Genomic DNA, 16,861 nt, shown 5'->3' with positions numbered 1-16,861 from the left:
TCAGCAAAATATAACAATCTCAAAATAATGAGGTCATTAAACATGATACTAAAAAGACTCAAACTGGCTGTATTTGTAAGCTCAGCGCTCACACTCGGAGCAACATCACTGGCAGCCATTGCTGATCCATCTACAGATATTGCGGAACGACTGATTTCAACAGAATTCACGGAGTCGACACTCACTAAGCAAGAGCAAATGGAAGAGTTAATGTGGTTCGTTAATGCCGCTAAACCTTTTCAGGGAATGACAATAAATGTAGCGTCTGAAACGATTGCTACTCACGAGTATGAATCTCAGGTTTTAGCACGCGCGTTTAGTGAACTCACCGGTATTACTGTCGTCCACGATTTAATCCAAGAAGGTGATGTTGTTGAAAAACTGCAAACTCAAATGCAATCTGGCCGTAACATTTATGACGCGTACATTAATGATTCCGATCTTATTGGGACTCATTTCAGATATGGGAAAGTGGTTCCTGTGTCAGATATGATTGAAAACGAAGCCAAAAACCTGACACTGCCGACTCTAGATCTGCAGGACTTTATTGGTCTCGACTTTACAACAGGACCAGACGGTAAGTTGTACCAACTACCTACACAGCAGTTCGCTAATTTGTACTGGTTTAGGGCTGATTGGTTTGAGCGCGAAGACCTTAAAAAGCAATTTAAAGAAATTTATGGGTATGAGCTTGGCGTACCACTTAATTGGTCGGCTTATGAAGATATTGCGGACTTTTTTACCAATACTGTTAAGAGTCTAGATGGTGAGCGTGTATACGGTCATATGGACTACGGTAAGAAGGATCCTTCACTAGGTTGGAGGTTTACTGATGCATGGTTCTCAATGGCTGGTGCGGGTGATGCAGGGTTACCGAACGGGATTCCGGTAGATGAGTGGGGAATTCGAGTCGAGGGTTGTAGACCTGTTGGCGCGAGTGTTTCTCGAGGCGGAGCAACCAATGGTCCGGCGGCTGTGTATGCGACAACTAAATACGTTGACTGGCTGAAGGACTATGCGCCACCACAAGCGCAAGGAATGACTTTTTCCGAGGCTGGGCCAGTTCCTTCTCAAGGTAATGTTGCGCAACAGATTTTTTGGTATACCGCTTTCACCGCGGCTATGACTACTCCTAGTTTACCTGTCGTTAATGACGATGGTACACCAAAATGGAGAATGGCTCCGTCTCCCAAGGGGCCATACTGGGAAGAGGGTATGAAGTTGGGGTATCAAGATGCTGGTGCGTGGACGTTTATGAGTTCCACACCTGAAAAGCGTCGTCTTGCTGCTTGGCTATACGCTCAGTTTACTGTTTCAAAAACGGTTTCACTAATGAAGACGTTGAATGGCTTAACACCTATTCGTGAGTCTGACCTCAACTCTGATCAAATGACAGAAGCTGCACCTAAGCTTGGCGGGCTTGTAGAATTCTATAGAAGCCCAGCACGATCGCAGTGGACACCTACCGGAACCAATGTTCCAGACTATCCGAAACTTGCACAGCTGTGGTGGCAGAATGTTGCTGAAGCAGCAAGTGGCGAGAAAACTCCACAAGAAGCACTAGACAACCTTGCTCGGGCACAGGACCGAGTTATGCAAAGGCTTGAAAGAGCTAATGTTCAAGGCGAGTGCGGTCCTAAACTCAATGAAGAGCGTGATCCAGAATACTGGTTAAACCAGCCTGGTGCACCTAAAGCACGTTTGGAAAATGAGAAGCCACAAGGCAGAACTATTGCCTATGAGGAACTTCTAGAGAGCTGGAAAGCTGATTAGTTTTCAATCGTAGCCAACATTTAAAATAATCCCTCTGTTTCTCTCAGAGGGTAGAAATTTAGCGAGACAGCAGATGGTGCTTCCATCTGCTGCGCTCTCGCTCGCAAGAATAAAGGTAACAAAAATGATTAATTTCTCAAAAAACTCAACTTCAAAAGCGTTGTTCGTATTGACGTCGGCAGGCGTTTTTGCCTCCTCTCAGGCGTTAGCCGGTGTATCTCTGGAATCAGACGGCGGTTGGAGCACTGATATCTATGGTTCGGTTCCAGTGTTCGTTGTTTATACCGACAACGATGACGCTGAAAAGGGCTTTAGAGTGCAATCTGGATTTAATCCAGCCAACATAAATTTTAGTGTTTCAGCACCTGAGATGGAAAGTGGGATTACAGTTTCTGGTCATTTCCAAATTGATACGCACTTGCAAGGTAGTGGAGTACAAAACAATGGACTGTTTGAGAGCCGTATAGCGAACATCAAAGTGAGCGGTGATTTCGGTACGCTCACATTCGGTAAGGATTTTGGCGTATTCAATAGTAGTGCGATTGGTGATCTATCAAGTCAACGTGGCGTTGGTTGGTTGGGCGGTGGCGCAGACACTGCAAATACAACTGGTGGGCGAATTGGTACGGGTTACGTTTATGCAAACTTTAACCCGCAAGTGAAGTTCACATCCAAGGATTACAACGGATTAAGTTTCAAGATTGCCATGATCAACCCAGAGGAGCCCCAGGATGCTTCTGTCGAGACTGATAGCCCGCGACTTGAGGCTCAGGTCAACTATTCAATGCCTATTGAAAGTGGTGCTTTATCTGTGTGGTCTGGATTGTTCCAACAAGCTGTAAGTGTCACTGGCGAGAATGCGTTCGATTACGACATGCAGGGTTACGATATAGGTGCAAATATCGAATTAGCTGGCTTCGGGCTTACGTTGAATTATACAGATACAACTGGAATCGGAGCTGATGGTCTCTATGGCGGAACGATTGAAGATGCTGATGTTGATGCAACTCAGTGGTACGTCGAAACCTACTATACGTTTGGTAAGTACACCGTAGGTGCAAGTTATGGTGAGGGTAGTCAAGATGCCCGTGAAGCCGATGCCGAAAGCGGTCTTGCAGCTGTAGGTGAGGTTGATAATGAGCTTTCGATGCTGTTCGTGAATTATCAGATGTCTCCTCAATTTAGATTGATAGGTGAACTACAAGACTACTCGTCTACCGTACAGGACGATTACTCTGCCATTGTAGTCGGGTTTCAATACGATTTTTGATTTATGACGCTGGGGCTCCTAATAGGAGCCCCCATTTAGTTATATCGTCTTTCAACTCAATAATTACTTAATAGTGGACAGCGCAAAAAGATGGGTGATCAGGTTAAAGTTAAACTAGAAATGATCAAGCGAATTACTAGAGATCATGGTTTTATTGCAGCGTTAGATCAAAGTGGTGGAAGTACACCTAGCGCGCTAAAACGTTATGGTGTTTCTTTAGGTCTTTATGAAGATGCAGATGGGATGTTCGATTATGTTCACGATATGCGTTCAAGACTTATTAAAGACGATGCTTTCAACAAGGATTATGTTACTGGAGCCATATTGTTCGAGGATACTGTGGACCGTCTGATAGATGGTATACCAACATCAGAGTACCTATGGCAAAACAAAAAAATTGTTCCATTTCTTAAAATTGATTGTGGCCTTAGGGATACAAAGAATGGCGTGCAAGTGATGAAGTATATTCATGACTTGGATTCAAAGTTAGACAAGGCGAACGCGCATAACATATTCGGAACCAAAATGCGCTCCCTGATACATGAGCCAGACCCAGAAGGTATTAAATTAATCGTTAAGCAACAGTTTGCGATCGCCAAAATTATTATTTCAAAAGGGCTAGTTCCGATTATAGAGCCGGAAGTGTCTATTTTTTGTGAAGACAAGACCCTAGCGGAACAAATCCTAAAACAGGAAATCTCATCAAAGCTTGAGGAACTAGATAGTTCACAGGTGGTGATGCTCAAGATAACAATTCCTGAAGAACCAAACTTCTACTCTGACTTCACCTCTCACCCAAATGTACTAAAAGTTATCGCGCTCTCTGGTGGGTACAAGAGAGCAGAAGCGTGTTACAAGCTAGCCAAGAACGACAAAGTAGCGGCGAGTTTCTCTCGCGCTTTGCTTGAGGGGCTGTTTTTCTTTCAGTCTGCCGAAGACTATACCCGACAGCTGGCTTATAACGTTAGTTCAATTTTCGATGCCTCCGCCTGAGTAATCACGATGAACACATTAAACTTAGCTTCCATCGCTATCATTCTAAAAATACCGTGTCTGCGTCTAGCCACGATATTGCTGGTTTTTGCAATGGGAAAGCTATCAAACTTGTTTGAATGTGTATGTTTTGGCGTTTTCTACTTGAGTCGGACTTATAGTTGCATTAGCCAGTGCAACACTATTTTCAATAAGCCTCTTGTGCTTCTACGCGCTCATTTGAGCGGATTATCAATAACAACAAAAAATAATAAGAAGAGTAATTGTGTCGGACAACTGATACCTAAACAGTGTCCGACCCTTTTTTCGTGCAGCTATCAACGTTACAGACTTATAAACAACGAATCTCAAATATTTTTGATTCGATCAGCGAGTCGTTCTCGACAGCACGCTAACCGAGTCAAACTAATATCAAATGATATCAGCTAGGGCTGTTTTTGATTTTGGTCGAAATGTGTTCCGTTAAGCGAGTTGGAGGTTGTTATGAAACCAGCGTCTTTGAAAAAAAAATATATTGCAAGTATGTCGTCATTGTTACTTTTGAGCCTTGCAATTGTCGTTGGTGCGATTTTTTATTTTGTCGCGCCGAAGTTATCTGATATTGAAAAAACGGTTGTTCGAAAGGAGATAGAAATATTGTCTAATCGAATAACGGTCGAGCTTGCTAAAATTGAGGCCATGTCTCGTTCTATTACTCAGGTTGTCTCGAAATCTGAAAGTGATGAGATTGACAAGATACTGCCTTTGCTACTTGACCAATACGGTAACTCCGCGGTTTTCGGTGGTGGTGTGTGGCCGCTTCCTTTTAGACGTGATGAATCAAAAGACAGGTTTAGCAGCTTTTATGTTAGAGATTCCAGTAATGTACTGGTAGAGAGTACGTTTTGGAACAGTCAAGCAGCGACAGAGAACTACTATGATCAGGGATGGTTTGAAACTGCGAGGCAGCAGTCTCCTGGGCGTTGTGAGTGGTGGCCTGCATACGCTGATGCTGGCTATGAGGCGCGAACAAATTGTGCGATGCCTATCTATAAACAAGGTGAGTTCTATGGTGTATCGACCATCGATTTAACTCTTGGATTTTTCAATGAACTTACGAAAGCCCTTGAGATCGAGCTTGAAGCAGAGGTTCTTATTATTGAAGGCTCTGGAAAGTTGGTTAGTAACTTACACAGCCAGGACAATGACTTTGTACTCAAAAATCTGCAGACGATAAGTCAAACGCCATTTGTATCGGCACTATCAGACGCGTTACCAGAAATCAGTGACTCTGTCGATTACTACGAGACCGTTTATGATAGGGAAGGGCAGGCTCGAACAATTATTGTTATGCCTGTCGCAAATACCCCGTGGTATCTCGCTATCGATCTTCCCTCCCAAAGTCTCAATGTAGGAACGTCAAGTGTAATAGATACCTTTCTGATGTTACAGATACCAATGTTCTCGGCACTTATTGTATTGGTGATATTCGCTATTGGAACTTTGTTTAGGAGGGTTCGTCATTTAGTCCGAAGTATCGAGAAGTTGTCATCGGGTAATGCGGACTTAACAATGAGGCTTCGCATAAAAAATAATGACGAATTAGACAAGATCAGCGAGTCAATTAATGCATTTATTCAAATGCTCCAAGAGCTTATAACGGATATCGTCAGTGGCAATCAAACAACCAGTCGAAGTATTGATGGGTTGAATAGACAAATCTCAAAGAATTCCAGTTTGTTAGATAAACAAGCCAGCGAAACGATGGTTGTTGTAACTGCTGTTAATGAAATGGCGGTTTCGGCTGACTCAGTTGCGTCAATAGCAGCTCAGAGTAATGAGTTTGTTGAACAGGTAAACAGCAATGCGCAAAGTACTAAAGGAGACCTGCAATCCACTAAGGAGATTGCTCATATTCTCAGTGAAAATGTTCAAGTGTCCATGGATACGGTTCTTGATTTGAAATCCAGTGCTGCGGAGATTACTCAAGTTCTCGGGGTGATCGGAGAAATTGCAGAGCAAACAAATCTATTGGCGCTAAATGCCGCTATTGAAGCTGCAAGAGCAGGTGAACAAGGCCGTGGATTTGCTGTTGTAGCTGACGAAGTTAGAACACTTGCTAGTCGGACCCATACTAGCACTCTCGAGATCAACCGGATGTTAGAAACGCTTCAAAGTGGAGTTGATAACGTCGCTGATGCAATGGAAAGGACTAAATCGAGCTGCGAAGAGACGATGGATAAAACTGCTATCGCAGAAAACAAGGTTGACCTTGTGGTTACGTCTGTCGCGCGTATTAGAGAGCTAGTCAGTGAAATTGCGATTGCCTCTAAAGAGCAGAGCCATGTGGCTAATGAAGTTGATTCGAACATGAACTCGATAAAAGAGTTAGTCGATCTACTTGTAGTCAATCGGCAGGAAACAGGCGATACCAGAGACTCGCTCAACGACTCAAGCAAAAGCCTCTCGGACCTAGTGAGTAGATTTACCGTGTAGTTGAGTGTTCATGAATTTATTAGAACTCATATTTTATGGAATGTTGAGTCCTTTTTTGAATGGGTGAATTATGTTTAAAAACCTGTCAGTAGTAACAAAGATATATCTTGGGTTTACCGTAATGTCATTTCTCGTCGGCGTGATCAGTTTGATAGCGCTTGTTGCAGTAATGGCATTTGGTAAGAGTACCAAGGCTGTCTCTGAGACGGCATTTCCACTACATGAATCGATATCCAGTTTGTCAAAGTTAAACTTGGCGTATGGAAAAACAATCTTAGACCTCGAAAATAGCGAAACACTAGAAGAACTAAACCTTAGGCTTGATAGTGCAAATGACTTGTATATCGAGCTGCTTGCTCACATTGAAAATGCCGAAGCTCTTTCTCGTTTTGTAAAGAATTTTAGTATAGAAAATGAGCTAGATGAAACGCTTTCTTTGATAGAAGAAAACAAAGCTAGTGCGGTAAACGTGACGTCGTTGATGGAAAAGAACCTGTCGGTCCGCAGTAGTATACAGTCTGGGATGTCTGATTTATTTCTCCTCTCCTCAGAATTAAAACTCTCAATTACTCAGATGTCTCAAAGCGCCGCTGCGAAAGATATCTATATTGCAAACCTACTGTCCACAATTTTGAATGACTTCACCAACGTCGAATACATAATGATCACATTACTGAATCAATCAGTTGGGGAACCAATCGAAAACAATATCGACCTGTTACAGAGTAGTACCATCTTGTTGGATGCAAACATCGAAGACATGATATACGAAGTAAGCGAATTGGATTTTATTTTGAGCAAAAAGCAGGATTTCCTCAATCGTATCCAAGGCGAAGAAGGGATTATTAATCAGTTTGTTGATTTTAGAAATAGTCAGAGTATTTTATCTGAATTAGTTAAAGACTTTTCAAGTAGAACGAACAGGGTTAATTTACTTGCGACAGAGTTACTTAACGTTAGTAATAATAATAACCTTGAGCTGCAAAGTAAGATAAAGGGACAACTCACTAACTCTTATATTTTGATTGTGATTACTGCGATTGTTTCAGTACTTGTGGCATGCACTATTTCTCTATTTATAGGTAAGTCGATAAAAATACCCCTTCGTGAAACGGTTGAAAAATTATCTCTTTTAGCTAAGGGTAATTACAAGCAAGAAATGAATAACTTTTTCTCTGGTGAATTTCGTTCACTTGTTTCTTCTATTAATACTCTTATTTCAGAGACACATAACTTCTTATCTAGACTTAGCATTTCTTCAAGTAATTTGACAAACGTAGCAGATTCAAACTTATCTATATCAAGTGAGCTTAAGGAGAATTTGGAACGACAAAATAAAGACATAGTTGAGATAGTTACGGCGTTAAAGCAAATGGATGTTTCTATTAAAGAAGTGCAGGAATTCACGAATAACAATCATACTTTGGCAAAGATTACTAAAAAGGACATCTTGGGGGGGCAAGAAAAAGTTAAGGCTAGTGTTGACACCATTACTTTGCTCGAAGGGAAAATGAATGAGACATCGAGTCTAATTTCTAAGCTTGAGGATTCTACTCAAAACATTGGTGGAATCGTAGAGGTCATAAATGAAGTTGCCTCGAAAACAAACCTTTTAGCACTCAATGCTGCAATTGAGGCTGCCCGTGCAGGAGAACACGGTCGAGGTTTCGCGGTCGTCGCAGATGAAGTTCGCGAACTAGCGGAGCAAACAACACGTTCAACCAACTCGATTAAAACCCTGATAGAGGAACTCAATACTGACTCAGCAAGTGTTGTGTCATCTATGGATACAAGTCAAAAACAGTTGAACGATTCTAAGAATCAAATTTTCAAAGTTTACGATGCAATGGAAGTTAGCGTTCAAAATATATCATTAATAACAAGTACGACAGCGCAAACCGAAGAAGCAGTTAGAGAACAAATGGTAAGCACAGAAGAATCTGCGCTGAATATTAAATCAATTTCAGACAGCGCCAATCTTTCTTTAAGTAAAATAGAAAGTATTAAGGATAGTGCGGAAAAGATTACAGAGCAAATTGATGCAATAAATGAGGTGGTTGCTTTATTCGATATATGAAATTATTAAAATAGAGGGCGCTTATTTTGAAAAGGTCTCGAATCTTTGTGAAACAAAATGAGCAGCCCTCTATCTTTATAATATCAATTTAAATAAATTTAAAGAAGCTATTTTTAATTATTGTATATTAAATTAAGAGCGGGTTTTTAATTTTTAGATGCTATTTAATTTCTCCTGTTTTAAATTGGAAATTCAGATTCCTAGGCATGCTATCTCCGTAGCAGTTCTTGTCTGGGAAGTTGGATGCCGGCGAATGTGTCCGTCGGCTATTCGTAGTCTTGGCTGAGGCTACGTATGTCTGTTTGCCCGGCTTTATGCCGGGCTTTTTTTGGCTGCTAGATGTTATAGTTCAATATGAGAGGTTGATCAAAGTCTGCTGTATACGTTATCAATTCTAAAATATTGGCTATATCTTTGTGTGACTTGTAATGTATTGATTTTTATGAGTAACTTTCAATCAGATGGTCAATGTGCCATCTTGTACGAACTCTTGTAGAACGACACTCTATTGACGCGGGAAAAGTACAGTCATTAACAAACAATGTCTGTTAGGAGTTGAGCGAGTGCTTTTGATGTAATGAATATATGTAAATTGATGAGAAAACTTGTTTCGAGGGGTATAAGTAGAGTACTGACTGTTCAAAAAGATATTATTTAGTTGAAGGGTGGTATTAATTGAAATTATTCACTTAGACAAGCGAAGTCAAATCTAATCTTTTTTTCATCGATTAAGTAAATTGTGGTAGTAATTGACTGCTTTATGATTGGGCATAATCAAGCTGCAGACCCTTTTACCGTCTCATACTTCTAGTTTCGAATTTCTTTTGAGCACAACTATAAGCAACTTCAAGCTTGGGCATTAATAATTCGAAATTTGTATGTGATGGATTGAGAATTTGAACCCAAGACATCCATCCATAAACAGGGTGGGGCATCAATAGGTTTAGTTCTGTAAAGTCAAAATGACTCTTAATCACTTCACCTTTGAGAGGTCGTTCAGGATGTTTTCCGAAACTATCTTCATACGTTGACTTATTGAGTGGAAAGCTCAATCTGAATACACCTTTCCTATTTGCATGTTCCGGCCCATTCCGATCACCCATTTCGGTTCAATCCGATCACTGATTTCGGTCTAATCCGATCGCCTATTTCGGAGTTATCCGGTCAAAAATGACGTTTTTCCGAAATCACTGATCGGAATCCCGAAATCTTCTTCTTTTTCTCACTAAATCAATTGGTAAGCTCATCTTCATCACTTTATTGAAGGAACGAGCAGCCATGGCGAGAAAGAGAACCGATATGGGGTTCTAGGGATTTTCCCCTCTAAAAAGACTTAATCCTCTGTAGACCACACCAATAAATGGCTGCGGAGGTGGGTTACTACTTATAAGTGTGGCAAATTAGGTAAATATCGTACATTTAATACGGAACAGCCCTGATATGGCCATCAAAAACGAAATTACTATTCTCACGAGAGCAGAACAGGCAGATCTTTATTCCCCACCCATTTTTTCAATCGAAGAACAACGTCTGTACTTTTCTCTGAACGATGCGGAATTGGCAGTTTTTCGGTCAATTCGTCTCAGAGCTCATAGATGTTACTTTGTCGCGATTTTGGGATACTTCAAATCAAAGCCCGTCATCCTAGATATCGCTTACTCGCAGGTTTCTAAGGATTTAATGTTCATCAGTAAAGAGCTGCTTGGCGGCAAGGGGCTCAGACCATTCACTCCCTCACAAAAACAAAAAGATCGACTCTACGCAAAAGTATTAGACCTTGCTGGTTATCACAAATGGGACGAAAGTCAGCACTTCAATTCTCTTTTCGACCACCTTGTTCAGGTGGGCAATGCCTGGCTGGAGCCGCGTTACCTCTTTGATACTGCTATTGAATTCCTAACCAGTCACAGCATTGCTATCCCTAGGTACACCGTACTCCAGAGACTGATAAGCAGAGCGATGCAGCAGGTCAGAAAAGACCTGGCGCACCAACTTAATCAACTCACCAGTCCTGAACTTCACGTCTTTCTGGACAGCATAACAGCCATTGATGACGGACTAAGCCTGAACCAGCTCAGAGGCGGTGCAAAAAGTCTGACCGTACCTGAACTTAAAAAAGAGCTTGCCCTTTATCATCAGTTAGCGCCATGGCGCACGCAAATCAATGGCGTTATCGATGGGCTTAATCTGTCTCTTAAAAATCGACAACACTTCGGTGAGCTCATCAACTATTACGGTAGTAAACTCAAACGATTCAAACGCGCACAGCAGCATCTATGGTTGCTATGTCACCTGACAGAGCGGATACAACTGGCACTGGAACGGTTAACTGATGGGTTCATTTACCATATCCGCAAGCAACAAGAAGCTGCCAACACCTTTGCACAACAAGCAGTGTTCCTGTCCTGGCAGTCAGCCGCGGACAATGTCACGAAAGCGGCAGAGTTACTGCATCTGTTTGTGGATGAGAACATTGATGATAATCAACCCTTCTCAGTAGTCAGACAACAGGCATTGAAGGTCATGAATGACAGGGATATCCAGACCCTCTGCCTTTACCTGAAAAAACAGAAACGGACCGTGGAAGAGTACCAGTGGCAACTGACGTGGTCAACCAAATTCACACAACTCAGTTAAGCCGCTTTTCCTAAGTTAGCCATGTCAGCTTCATATTGGTTTGGACTTTTGTAATCCAGATATGAGTGCATTCTTTGGCTGTTATAAAACATAGTAATATATTGCAGGATATCCTGCTGAGCAGCATGACGGCTCTGGTAATGACGCCATTGCACTCGCTCTTGTTTTAATGTGCCGAAGAAGCTCTCTACAACGGCATTGTCCCAACAATCACCTTTCCTACTCATGCTACCTGTTACCTTGTACTGCGCCAGTAGCTGTCTAAATTGTCGGCTGGCATATTGCGAACCACGATCCGAATGATGTATCAGGCCAGCCTTGGGCTTACGTTGCCATAAAGCCATTGTTAAGGCATCACACACAAGCTGGGCACTCATCCGAGAAGACATACTCCAACCCACGACTTTGCGTGAGAACAGATCGATGACAACGGCCAGATACAGCCAGCCTTCCTGCGTCCAGATATAGGTAATGTCAGAGACATACGCCTGGTCTGGTTTTTGCGCATCAAAGTCGCGTGATAGCACGTTATCAAATACAGGTTGCTGATGGTCGCTGTTGGTCGTTACTTTGTATTTTCTACGTCGTCTGACGCTCACGTCGGCTTCTTTCATCAAGGCTCTCGTTCGCTGTTTTCCAACCGGATAACCGAGCGAATTCAGCGCGCGTTTCATTCGCCTTACGCCATAGGTAAAGTCACTGGCATCTGCTATCTTCTGTACCCATTCAATTAGCTCATCATGTTGAGGGTCTGGTTCGAGTTGCTCGTTTCGTCGCACTGCACTGTAGTAATTACGGCGACTGACTCCCAGAACCTGACACATCAGACTAATCGGCCAGGTCTTCTTATGTTGGGTAATGAAACCGTATTTCACTTGGTTTCTTTGGCAAAGAAGACCGTCGCCTTTTTTAGGATCTCTTTCTCCATTTTCAGGCGTTTATTCTCTGCTCGCAACTGACGAATTTCTTCCTGTTCCGGTGTCAACTTACCGTTGCCTCGAAATGCGTGAGCGCCTTCTGATTCTTGCTCTTTAAGCCAGCGGCCTAACATATTCGCGCTAATACCAAGACTACGAGCAGCCTCAGCAATCTTATAATTTTGTTCTGTAACCAGACTAACAGCGTCCAGTTTGAATTCTTTTGAATAGCTTTTTCGCGTTTTCATATACACTCCAGTTGAGATAATTATCCCTTAACTGGCTGCGTGAATCTATTGGAGCACGTCATGGATATGACGTTAGCCGAAGCGATTGCAAACTACATAGAGCAGCGAAAAACAGCGAAACTTGAGTCATTAGAAAAGATGCGCCAGAAAGTTATAGATAAAGGTGATGAGGCAGCCATTGCTGCAGCCAACACTGAATATCGTTCTGCGGCTTTGTCTATTGAAGAAAGCTTTGAACCGGAAATTTGGTTAACCAACGCCGCTAAACGAGCAAAAAAAATCAGTTTGGCGACACACGCAGCTAAGTTCACGCACAGTGATGCCAAGGCGACAAGCCGGCTAGTTGTTGAACACACTGTCTTGGACGATGCTTATTTAGTTACGAGCTCTCTAAAAGATAAAGCCATAGATGCGGTTTGCAATGCGGCTATACTTGATGTGGCCAAGCTGCTAAACCTCAAAGTAGAAGGTGAAGGCCTTATAAATCAAATCCAACAAGGCTCGTCGCCCGCGCTGAGTGAATTTACCTCTGATGCAGCATTGCTGTCTTCTTGGGTTGAGGGGTTTAAAGAGGCGTTGGGTGACCAAGAGTTAACCGTTAATAGTTTAACGAAGCAGGTGTACTTTCCAGTTTCAAACGCTGAAGAGAGCGAGTATCACCTGATATGTCCTTTATTTTCCTCCGCGTTATGCCACCAACTTCATGAGAAAGTGACTGCATCACGCTATGGTACTAGCAAAGAGGTTAGGGAAGCGCGAAAAGTAGGCAACTACCATAGTTTAATGGACGTTAACTTTCCTCAAACCGCTATACAAAAGTTTGGCGGTTCAAATGCTCAAAACATTTCACAACTGAACCGCGAACGGTATGGTCAGACATTTTTACTCAATGCTTCACCACCGACCTTTCAGCCACAGGCCAAGCCCCCGCTGTCTCACAAAACTATATTCGATAATCAATTTACGAGAAAAGTGATTGCTAGCTTAAGAGAGTTCAAAACGTTTTTGGAAAATTTAAAACCACACGAAAACAACTTTAAAACGCGCTATAAGCGAGATCATTATTTTGTCATCCCAATCATTGAGCAATTACTACATTACGCCAGCTCAATCCAAAAAATAGAAAGTGGTTGGGCGCTATTGCCTGAATGCAGCCTTAAAGCCGAGCATGCACTTTGGTTAGATCTCAACAACGAAGATTCAGGTTTTCAAACTGAGCGTGGTAAGCGCAATTGGCTTTCAGTAGTAGCGAATGACTTTGCTACTTGGCTAATCAAGCAGCTAAAAAGTGACGAACACTACCTATTGGGTGATGTTGAGCATGCTTACTTTCATAAACTTTGCTTACACCACTTAACGCGTTTTGAGCGTGTAACGCCAGCAAAGGGGGGCATTTAATGAGCCAATACCTTTTGATTAAGAAACTGTATGTCCAAAACGCAAATGCTATTGCTGGTCTTACCTACGGCTTTCCTGCAATAACCAACTTTTTAGGATTTGCACACGCGATATCTAGAAAGCTTCCTAATGAGCTTAACGTGGCTTTAGATGGTGTCATGGTCATTAGCCACAAAAACACCGTTCATGTCCGCCAGCCTAAAGGGTGGGGCGACTATGTTTTTGCACTCTCTAGAAATCCATTAACCAAGAAAGGAGATACAGCCCCTATCAACGAAGAGGGTCGTTTATCCATGGAAATTTCACTATTAGTTGAAATGAAAGGCTATCAAGCTGGAGATCAAGTGACAGGTGAGCAACTTACCTGTGCTGTGACACATCTTCTTCCCACATTGCGCCTTGCTGGTGGACAGATTGTGCGCTTTGAAAGTGTTTCTATTACAACTTTAGATAACGAACTCGCCACACTCCGACAGCTGATGCCAGGTTTTGCGCTCGTTGACCGTAGTGATTATCTTGCCGCGCATTATAGGGCATTACAGGAAAAGGACAGCACGGCAACACAGTTCGATGCTTGGTGCGATTTTACATCGCTTAAGTATGAAGCGAAGCGCATTGTCGATTCGTCAAGCTCGAGTAACGAAAGTGGCACTGTTAAAGCGGAGTGGCATTACGTAAGAAAGCCTCACCCAGGCTATTTAGTACCCATAAATACGGGTTATTGCGCTATCTCAAAAGTGTATGAGCAGGGTGAAATTGCCAATATAAGAGATCCTCTTGTGCCAGCACTTTTCGCCGAAGCGGCTTACAGTGTTGGAGAATGGAAAAGCCTGCATGGACTGCCGTCAATTAATACGGCGATCTGGCGATACCAGCACCAATACCCTTGGTACTTAGCGAAATCTGAGCCTTTCGTCGAAGATCTAGTAGAGCCCGATAACTTCGACGAAAGCAGTGAAATGACCTTTTAAACGAACAGCAAATATAAATTGAATTAACATTGGTAATGGAGATACATCATGGCAGAACTTAAACTAAAAACCCCTTCAGTATTGGCATTTGAAGCAAAATTAATTCCTTCTGATGCATTGATGTTTGCCGGCAACTGGGGAGAGGAAAGTTGGGACCCAATAAAGGTCGGTGAAAAAGCGGTGAGGGGAACAATATCGAACCGTCTTAAGGCGGCAATGGCCAATGATCCTGTCAAGCTTGATGCGGAAGTATCAAAAGCAAATCTTCAAACAGTGGACATCGCAGCGCTCGATCATAAGACGGATACATTAAAGGTGGTTTTTACCTTACGTGTGCTGAGTGGTTTGTCTACGCCTTCTACATGCAATAGCCCTGACTACCAAGCAGCGCTAGCTGAAAAAATCAGTAACTATCAAACAACCGTTGGTTTCATGGAGCTTGCAGAGCGCTATGCTTTTAACATCGCGAGCGGGCGTTTCTTATGGCGTAACCGAGTCGGTGCCCAGCAAATAAAAATTGTAGTTACAGTTGAAGGTGAAACGACAGAATTCGACACACAAGATTACTCTCTACATACATTTTCAAAAGATGAAAAAATTACTCAACTTGCTAACCATATTGTTAAAGGTTTAACAGAAGACCATTGTTTACTGAAAGTAGAGGCGTTTGCTCAACTAGGAGAAGGTCAAGCAGTGTACCCATCTCAAGAGTTAGTAATGGGGGGAGCTAAAGGTGATAAGAGCAAGTTTTTGTACCAGCTTGATGGCCAAGCCGCAATACATTCACAAAAGATAGGAAATGCACTAAGAACAATAGACACATGGCACCCCGCTGCAGATGATGTTGGCCCTATTGCCGTGGAGCCCTATGGCTCAGTTACTAACCGTGGAGCTGCCTATCGTCAACCTAAAGAGAAAACAGACTTTTACAACCTGCTCGATGGTTGGATGTTGAAAGGTAAAGAGCCAAGTGTAGAACAACAGCACTATATTATGGCCATGTTTATCCGTGGTGGCGTATTTGGAGAGTAGTGAAATGAAACACTACATAGACATTACTCTTTTGCCCAGTGACGACATAGGTATACATTTCCTATGGTCCAAGGTAATGATGCAAGTTCATTTAGCATTGGTGGAAATTCAAGACGACACTAAACAGGTGCCAGTCGCGACAAGCTTTCCCGAATACCGAGAATACATGAACAATAAACCTGGTTTTCTTGGTCAGAAGTTGCGCCTGATGGCTTTGGATAGGGCCGACCTAGTTCGCTTAGATATTATTAAGTGGCTTCGTCGCCTATCTGACTATGTTCATGTTAAAGAGATCGCGCTTGTTCCCGAAGCTGATAGCTATGAAAGCTTTTCTCGAGAGAATACAAAGGGCTCATTGGAGAAGCACATCCGAAGAAGGATGAAAAGGCACGAAGAGACCTATGAGCAAGCTTTATCGAACTATGAAGGCTATGAACAGGACGACGTTAAATCACGAGTCCCCTTTATCAAACTTAAAAGCTTGACCAGCGGGAATGAGTTCTGTTTAAACATTGATAGGAAGCGTGTTGTTGACAACACTGTTGAGCTGCAAGATCACCAGCGATTCAACACCTATGGATTAAACCGAACGGCTATTTTACCCAAATTTTGACTAATAAATTTCGCTCTTTAAAATTAAGTGAAAATAACAATGCGTTAGAGGTGCCAAGAAATAATTGGTATTTCCATTAGATTTACTCTAACGCATTTATACACATCATTTTTTTGAGCAAATTTTACGGTTCATGGCCGCACAGGCCACTTAGAAAGCAAAGTATAGCGAGCCAAAAATTAAGGCTGCGTTCATGGCCGCACAGGCCACTTAGAAACAAAACCGATGTTAGAACCGCAATCGATAAGTGTTCATGGCCGCACAGGCCACTTAGAAATAGAGTTCACCGGATGGATCCAAGGCAAGCAAGTTCATGGCCGCACAGGCCACTTAGAAACAAAACCGATGTTAGAACCGCAATCGATAAGTGTTCATGGCCGCACAGGCCACTTAGAAATAGGTCGATATTCAGTTCCGTATCGTTAGCCAGTTCATGGCCGCACAGGCCACTTAGAAA

The 16,861-nt window shown here is 42.5% G+C and carries 11 protein-coding genes, 1 pseudogene and 1 CRISPR repeat array (1 of these 13 cut by a window edge); of the genes and pseudogenes, 10 read left to right on the top strand and 2 right to left on the bottom strand.

Annotated features, from left to right (window positions below; translation table 11 throughout):
• Nucleotides 1–42: 42 nt before the first annotated feature.
• From IUA53_RS15795 to IUA53_RS15775, 5 genes are all read left to right on the top strand, one after another.
• The gene (locus tag IUA53_RS15795; RefSeq protein ID WP_196897406.1) at nt 43–1,773 is read left to right on the top strand and encodes an ABC transporter substrate-binding protein; all 1,731 of its coding nucleotides are present in this window, start codon (nt 43–45) and stop codon (nt 1,771–1,773) included.
• Between the two features lie 169 nt (nt 1,774–1,942).
• Nucleotides 1,943–3,043: a porin gene (locus tag IUA53_RS15790; RefSeq protein WP_231401170.1), complete on the top strand. Its 1,101-nt coding sequence runs from the start codon at nt 1,943–1,945 to the stop codon at nt 3,041–3,043.
• 90 nt (nt 3,044–3,133) lie between these two features.
• Nucleotides 3,134–4,036, top strand: coding sequence for a fructose bisphosphate aldolase (locus IUA53_RS15785; RefSeq protein WP_044448500.1), 903 nt, complete (start codon nt 3,134–3,136; stop codon nt 4,034–4,036).
• Between the two features lie 483 nt (nt 4,037–4,519).
• Nucleotides 4,520–6,511, top strand: coding sequence for a methyl-accepting chemotaxis protein (locus IUA53_RS15780; protein WP_044448498.1), 1,992 nt, complete (start codon nt 4,520–4,522; stop codon nt 6,509–6,511).
• A gap of 70 nt (nt 6,512–6,581) precedes the next feature.
• Complete coding sequence (locus IUA53_RS15775) at nt 6,582–8,588, top strand: methyl-accepting chemotaxis protein (protein WP_081099405.1); 2,007 nt, start codon at nt 6,582–6,584, stop codon at nt 8,586–8,588.
• A 791-nt stretch (nt 8,589–9,379) separates the two neighbouring features.
• Here the strand turns inward: IUA53_RS15775 and IUA53_RS20520 are convergent.
• Nucleotides 9,380–9,691 (bottom strand): DUF6194 family protein, encoded by a 312-nt coding sequence (locus tag IUA53_RS20520; protein WP_052806712.1) that lies wholly within the window; start codon nt 9,689–9,691, stop codon nt 9,380–9,382.
• 337 nt (nt 9,692–10,028) lie between these two features.
• Between IUA53_RS20520 and IUA53_RS15770 the strand changes: the two are divergent.
• Nucleotides 10,029–11,189: pseudogene (locus IUA53_RS15770) on the top strand (DUF4158 domain-containing protein); the annotation flags it as partial.
• Nucleotides 11,190–11,221: 32 nt separating this feature from the next.
• Here IUA53_RS15770 and IUA53_RS15765 read toward each other — a convergent pair.
• A protein-coding gene (locus IUA53_RS15765; RefSeq protein ID WP_196897259.1) for an IS3 family transposase occupies nt 11,222–12,390 on the bottom strand; the annotation gives its coding sequence in 2 pieces (ribosomal slippage) (nt 11,222–12,138 and nt 12,138–12,390; 1,170 coding nt in all).
• Nucleotides 12,391–12,450: 60 nt separating this feature from the next.
• Between IUA53_RS15765 and csy1 the strand changes: the two genes are divergently transcribed.
• From csy1 to cas6f, 4 genes are read left to right on the top strand one after another with little or no spacing between them, the layout of a single operon-like run.
• Nucleotides 12,451–13,788, top strand: coding sequence for a type I-F CRISPR-associated protein Csy1 (gene csy1 / locus IUA53_RS15760; protein WP_196897405.1), 1,338 nt, complete (start codon nt 12,451–12,453; stop codon nt 13,786–13,788).
• Nucleotides 13,788–14,759 carry a type I-F CRISPR-associated protein Csy2 gene (gene csy2 / locus IUA53_RS15755; RefSeq protein ID WP_196897404.1) on the top strand — a complete coding sequence of 324 codons (972 nt, stop codon included), beginning with the start codon at nt 13,788–13,790 and terminating at the stop codon, nt 14,757–14,759. The genes csy1 and csy2 overlap by 1 nt, the downstream gene beginning before the upstream one ends.
• Before the next feature lie 48 nt (nt 14,760–14,807).
• Nucleotides 14,808–15,791 carry a type I-F CRISPR-associated protein Csy3 gene (gene csy3 / locus IUA53_RS15750; protein WP_196897403.1) on the top strand — a complete coding sequence of 328 codons (984 nt, stop codon included), beginning with the start codon at nt 14,808–14,810 and terminating at the stop codon, nt 15,789–15,791.
• Nucleotides 15,792–15,795: 4 nt separating this feature from the next.
• Nucleotides 15,796–16,404, top strand: a complete 609-nt coding sequence (gene cas6f, locus IUA53_RS15745) for a type I-F CRISPR-associated endoribonuclease Cas6/Csy4 (protein WP_196897402.1) — start codon at nt 15,796–15,798, stop codon at nt 16,402–16,404.
• Between the two features lie 129 nt (nt 16,405–16,533).
• A CRISPR array of direct repeats spans nt 16,534–16,861; the repeat unit is 28 nt; unit sequence GTTCATGGCCGCACAGGCCACTTAGAAA (it continues 300 nt past the right edge of the window).

The sequence above is a fragment of the Alteromonas sp. B31-7 genome (genome assembly GCF_015767655.1).
Classification (GTDB): domain Bacteria; phylum Pseudomonadota; class Gammaproteobacteria; order Enterobacterales; family Alteromonadaceae; genus Alteromonas; species Alteromonas australica.
The sequence above is the reverse complement of the archived record's forward strand: the minus strand, read 5'-3'. Positions and strand labels throughout refer to the sequence as shown.

What these genes read in the sequence shown, in the direction of transcription:
- IUA53_RS15795 (WP_196897406.1), top strand. Translation starts at nt 43, where the DNA reads ATGATACTAAAAAGACTCAAACTGGCTGTATTTGTAAGCTCAGCGCTC.
- IUA53_RS15785 (WP_044448500.1), top strand. Translation starts at nt 3,134, where the DNA reads ATGGGTGATCAGGTTAAAGTTAAACTAGAAATGATCAAGCGAATTACT.
- IUA53_RS15780 (WP_044448498.1), top strand. Translation starts at nt 4,520, where the DNA reads ATGAAACCAGCGTCTTTGAAAAAAAAATATATTGCAAGTATGTCGTCA.
- IUA53_RS15775 (WP_081099405.1), top strand. Translation starts at nt 6,582, where the DNA reads ATGTTTAAAAACCTGTCAGTAGTAACAAAGATATATCTTGGGTTTACC.
- IUA53_RS20520 (WP_052806712.1), bottom strand. Translation starts at nt 9,691, where the DNA reads ATGGGTGATCGGAATGGGCCGGAACATGCAAATAGGAAAGGTGTATTC.
- csy1 (WP_196897405.1), top strand. Translation starts at nt 12,451, where the DNA reads ATGGATATGACGTTAGCCGAAGCGATTGCAAACTACATAGAGCAGCGA.
- csy2 (WP_196897404.1), top strand. Translation starts at nt 13,788, where the DNA reads ATGAGCCAATACCTTTTGATTAAGAAACTGTATGTCCAAAACGCAAAT.
- csy3 (WP_196897403.1), top strand. Translation starts at nt 14,808, where the DNA reads ATGGCAGAACTTAAACTAAAAACCCCTTCAGTATTGGCATTTGAAGCA.
- cas6f (WP_196897402.1), top strand. Translation starts at nt 15,796, where the DNA reads ATGAAACACTACATAGACATTACTCTTTTGCCCAGTGACGACATAGGT.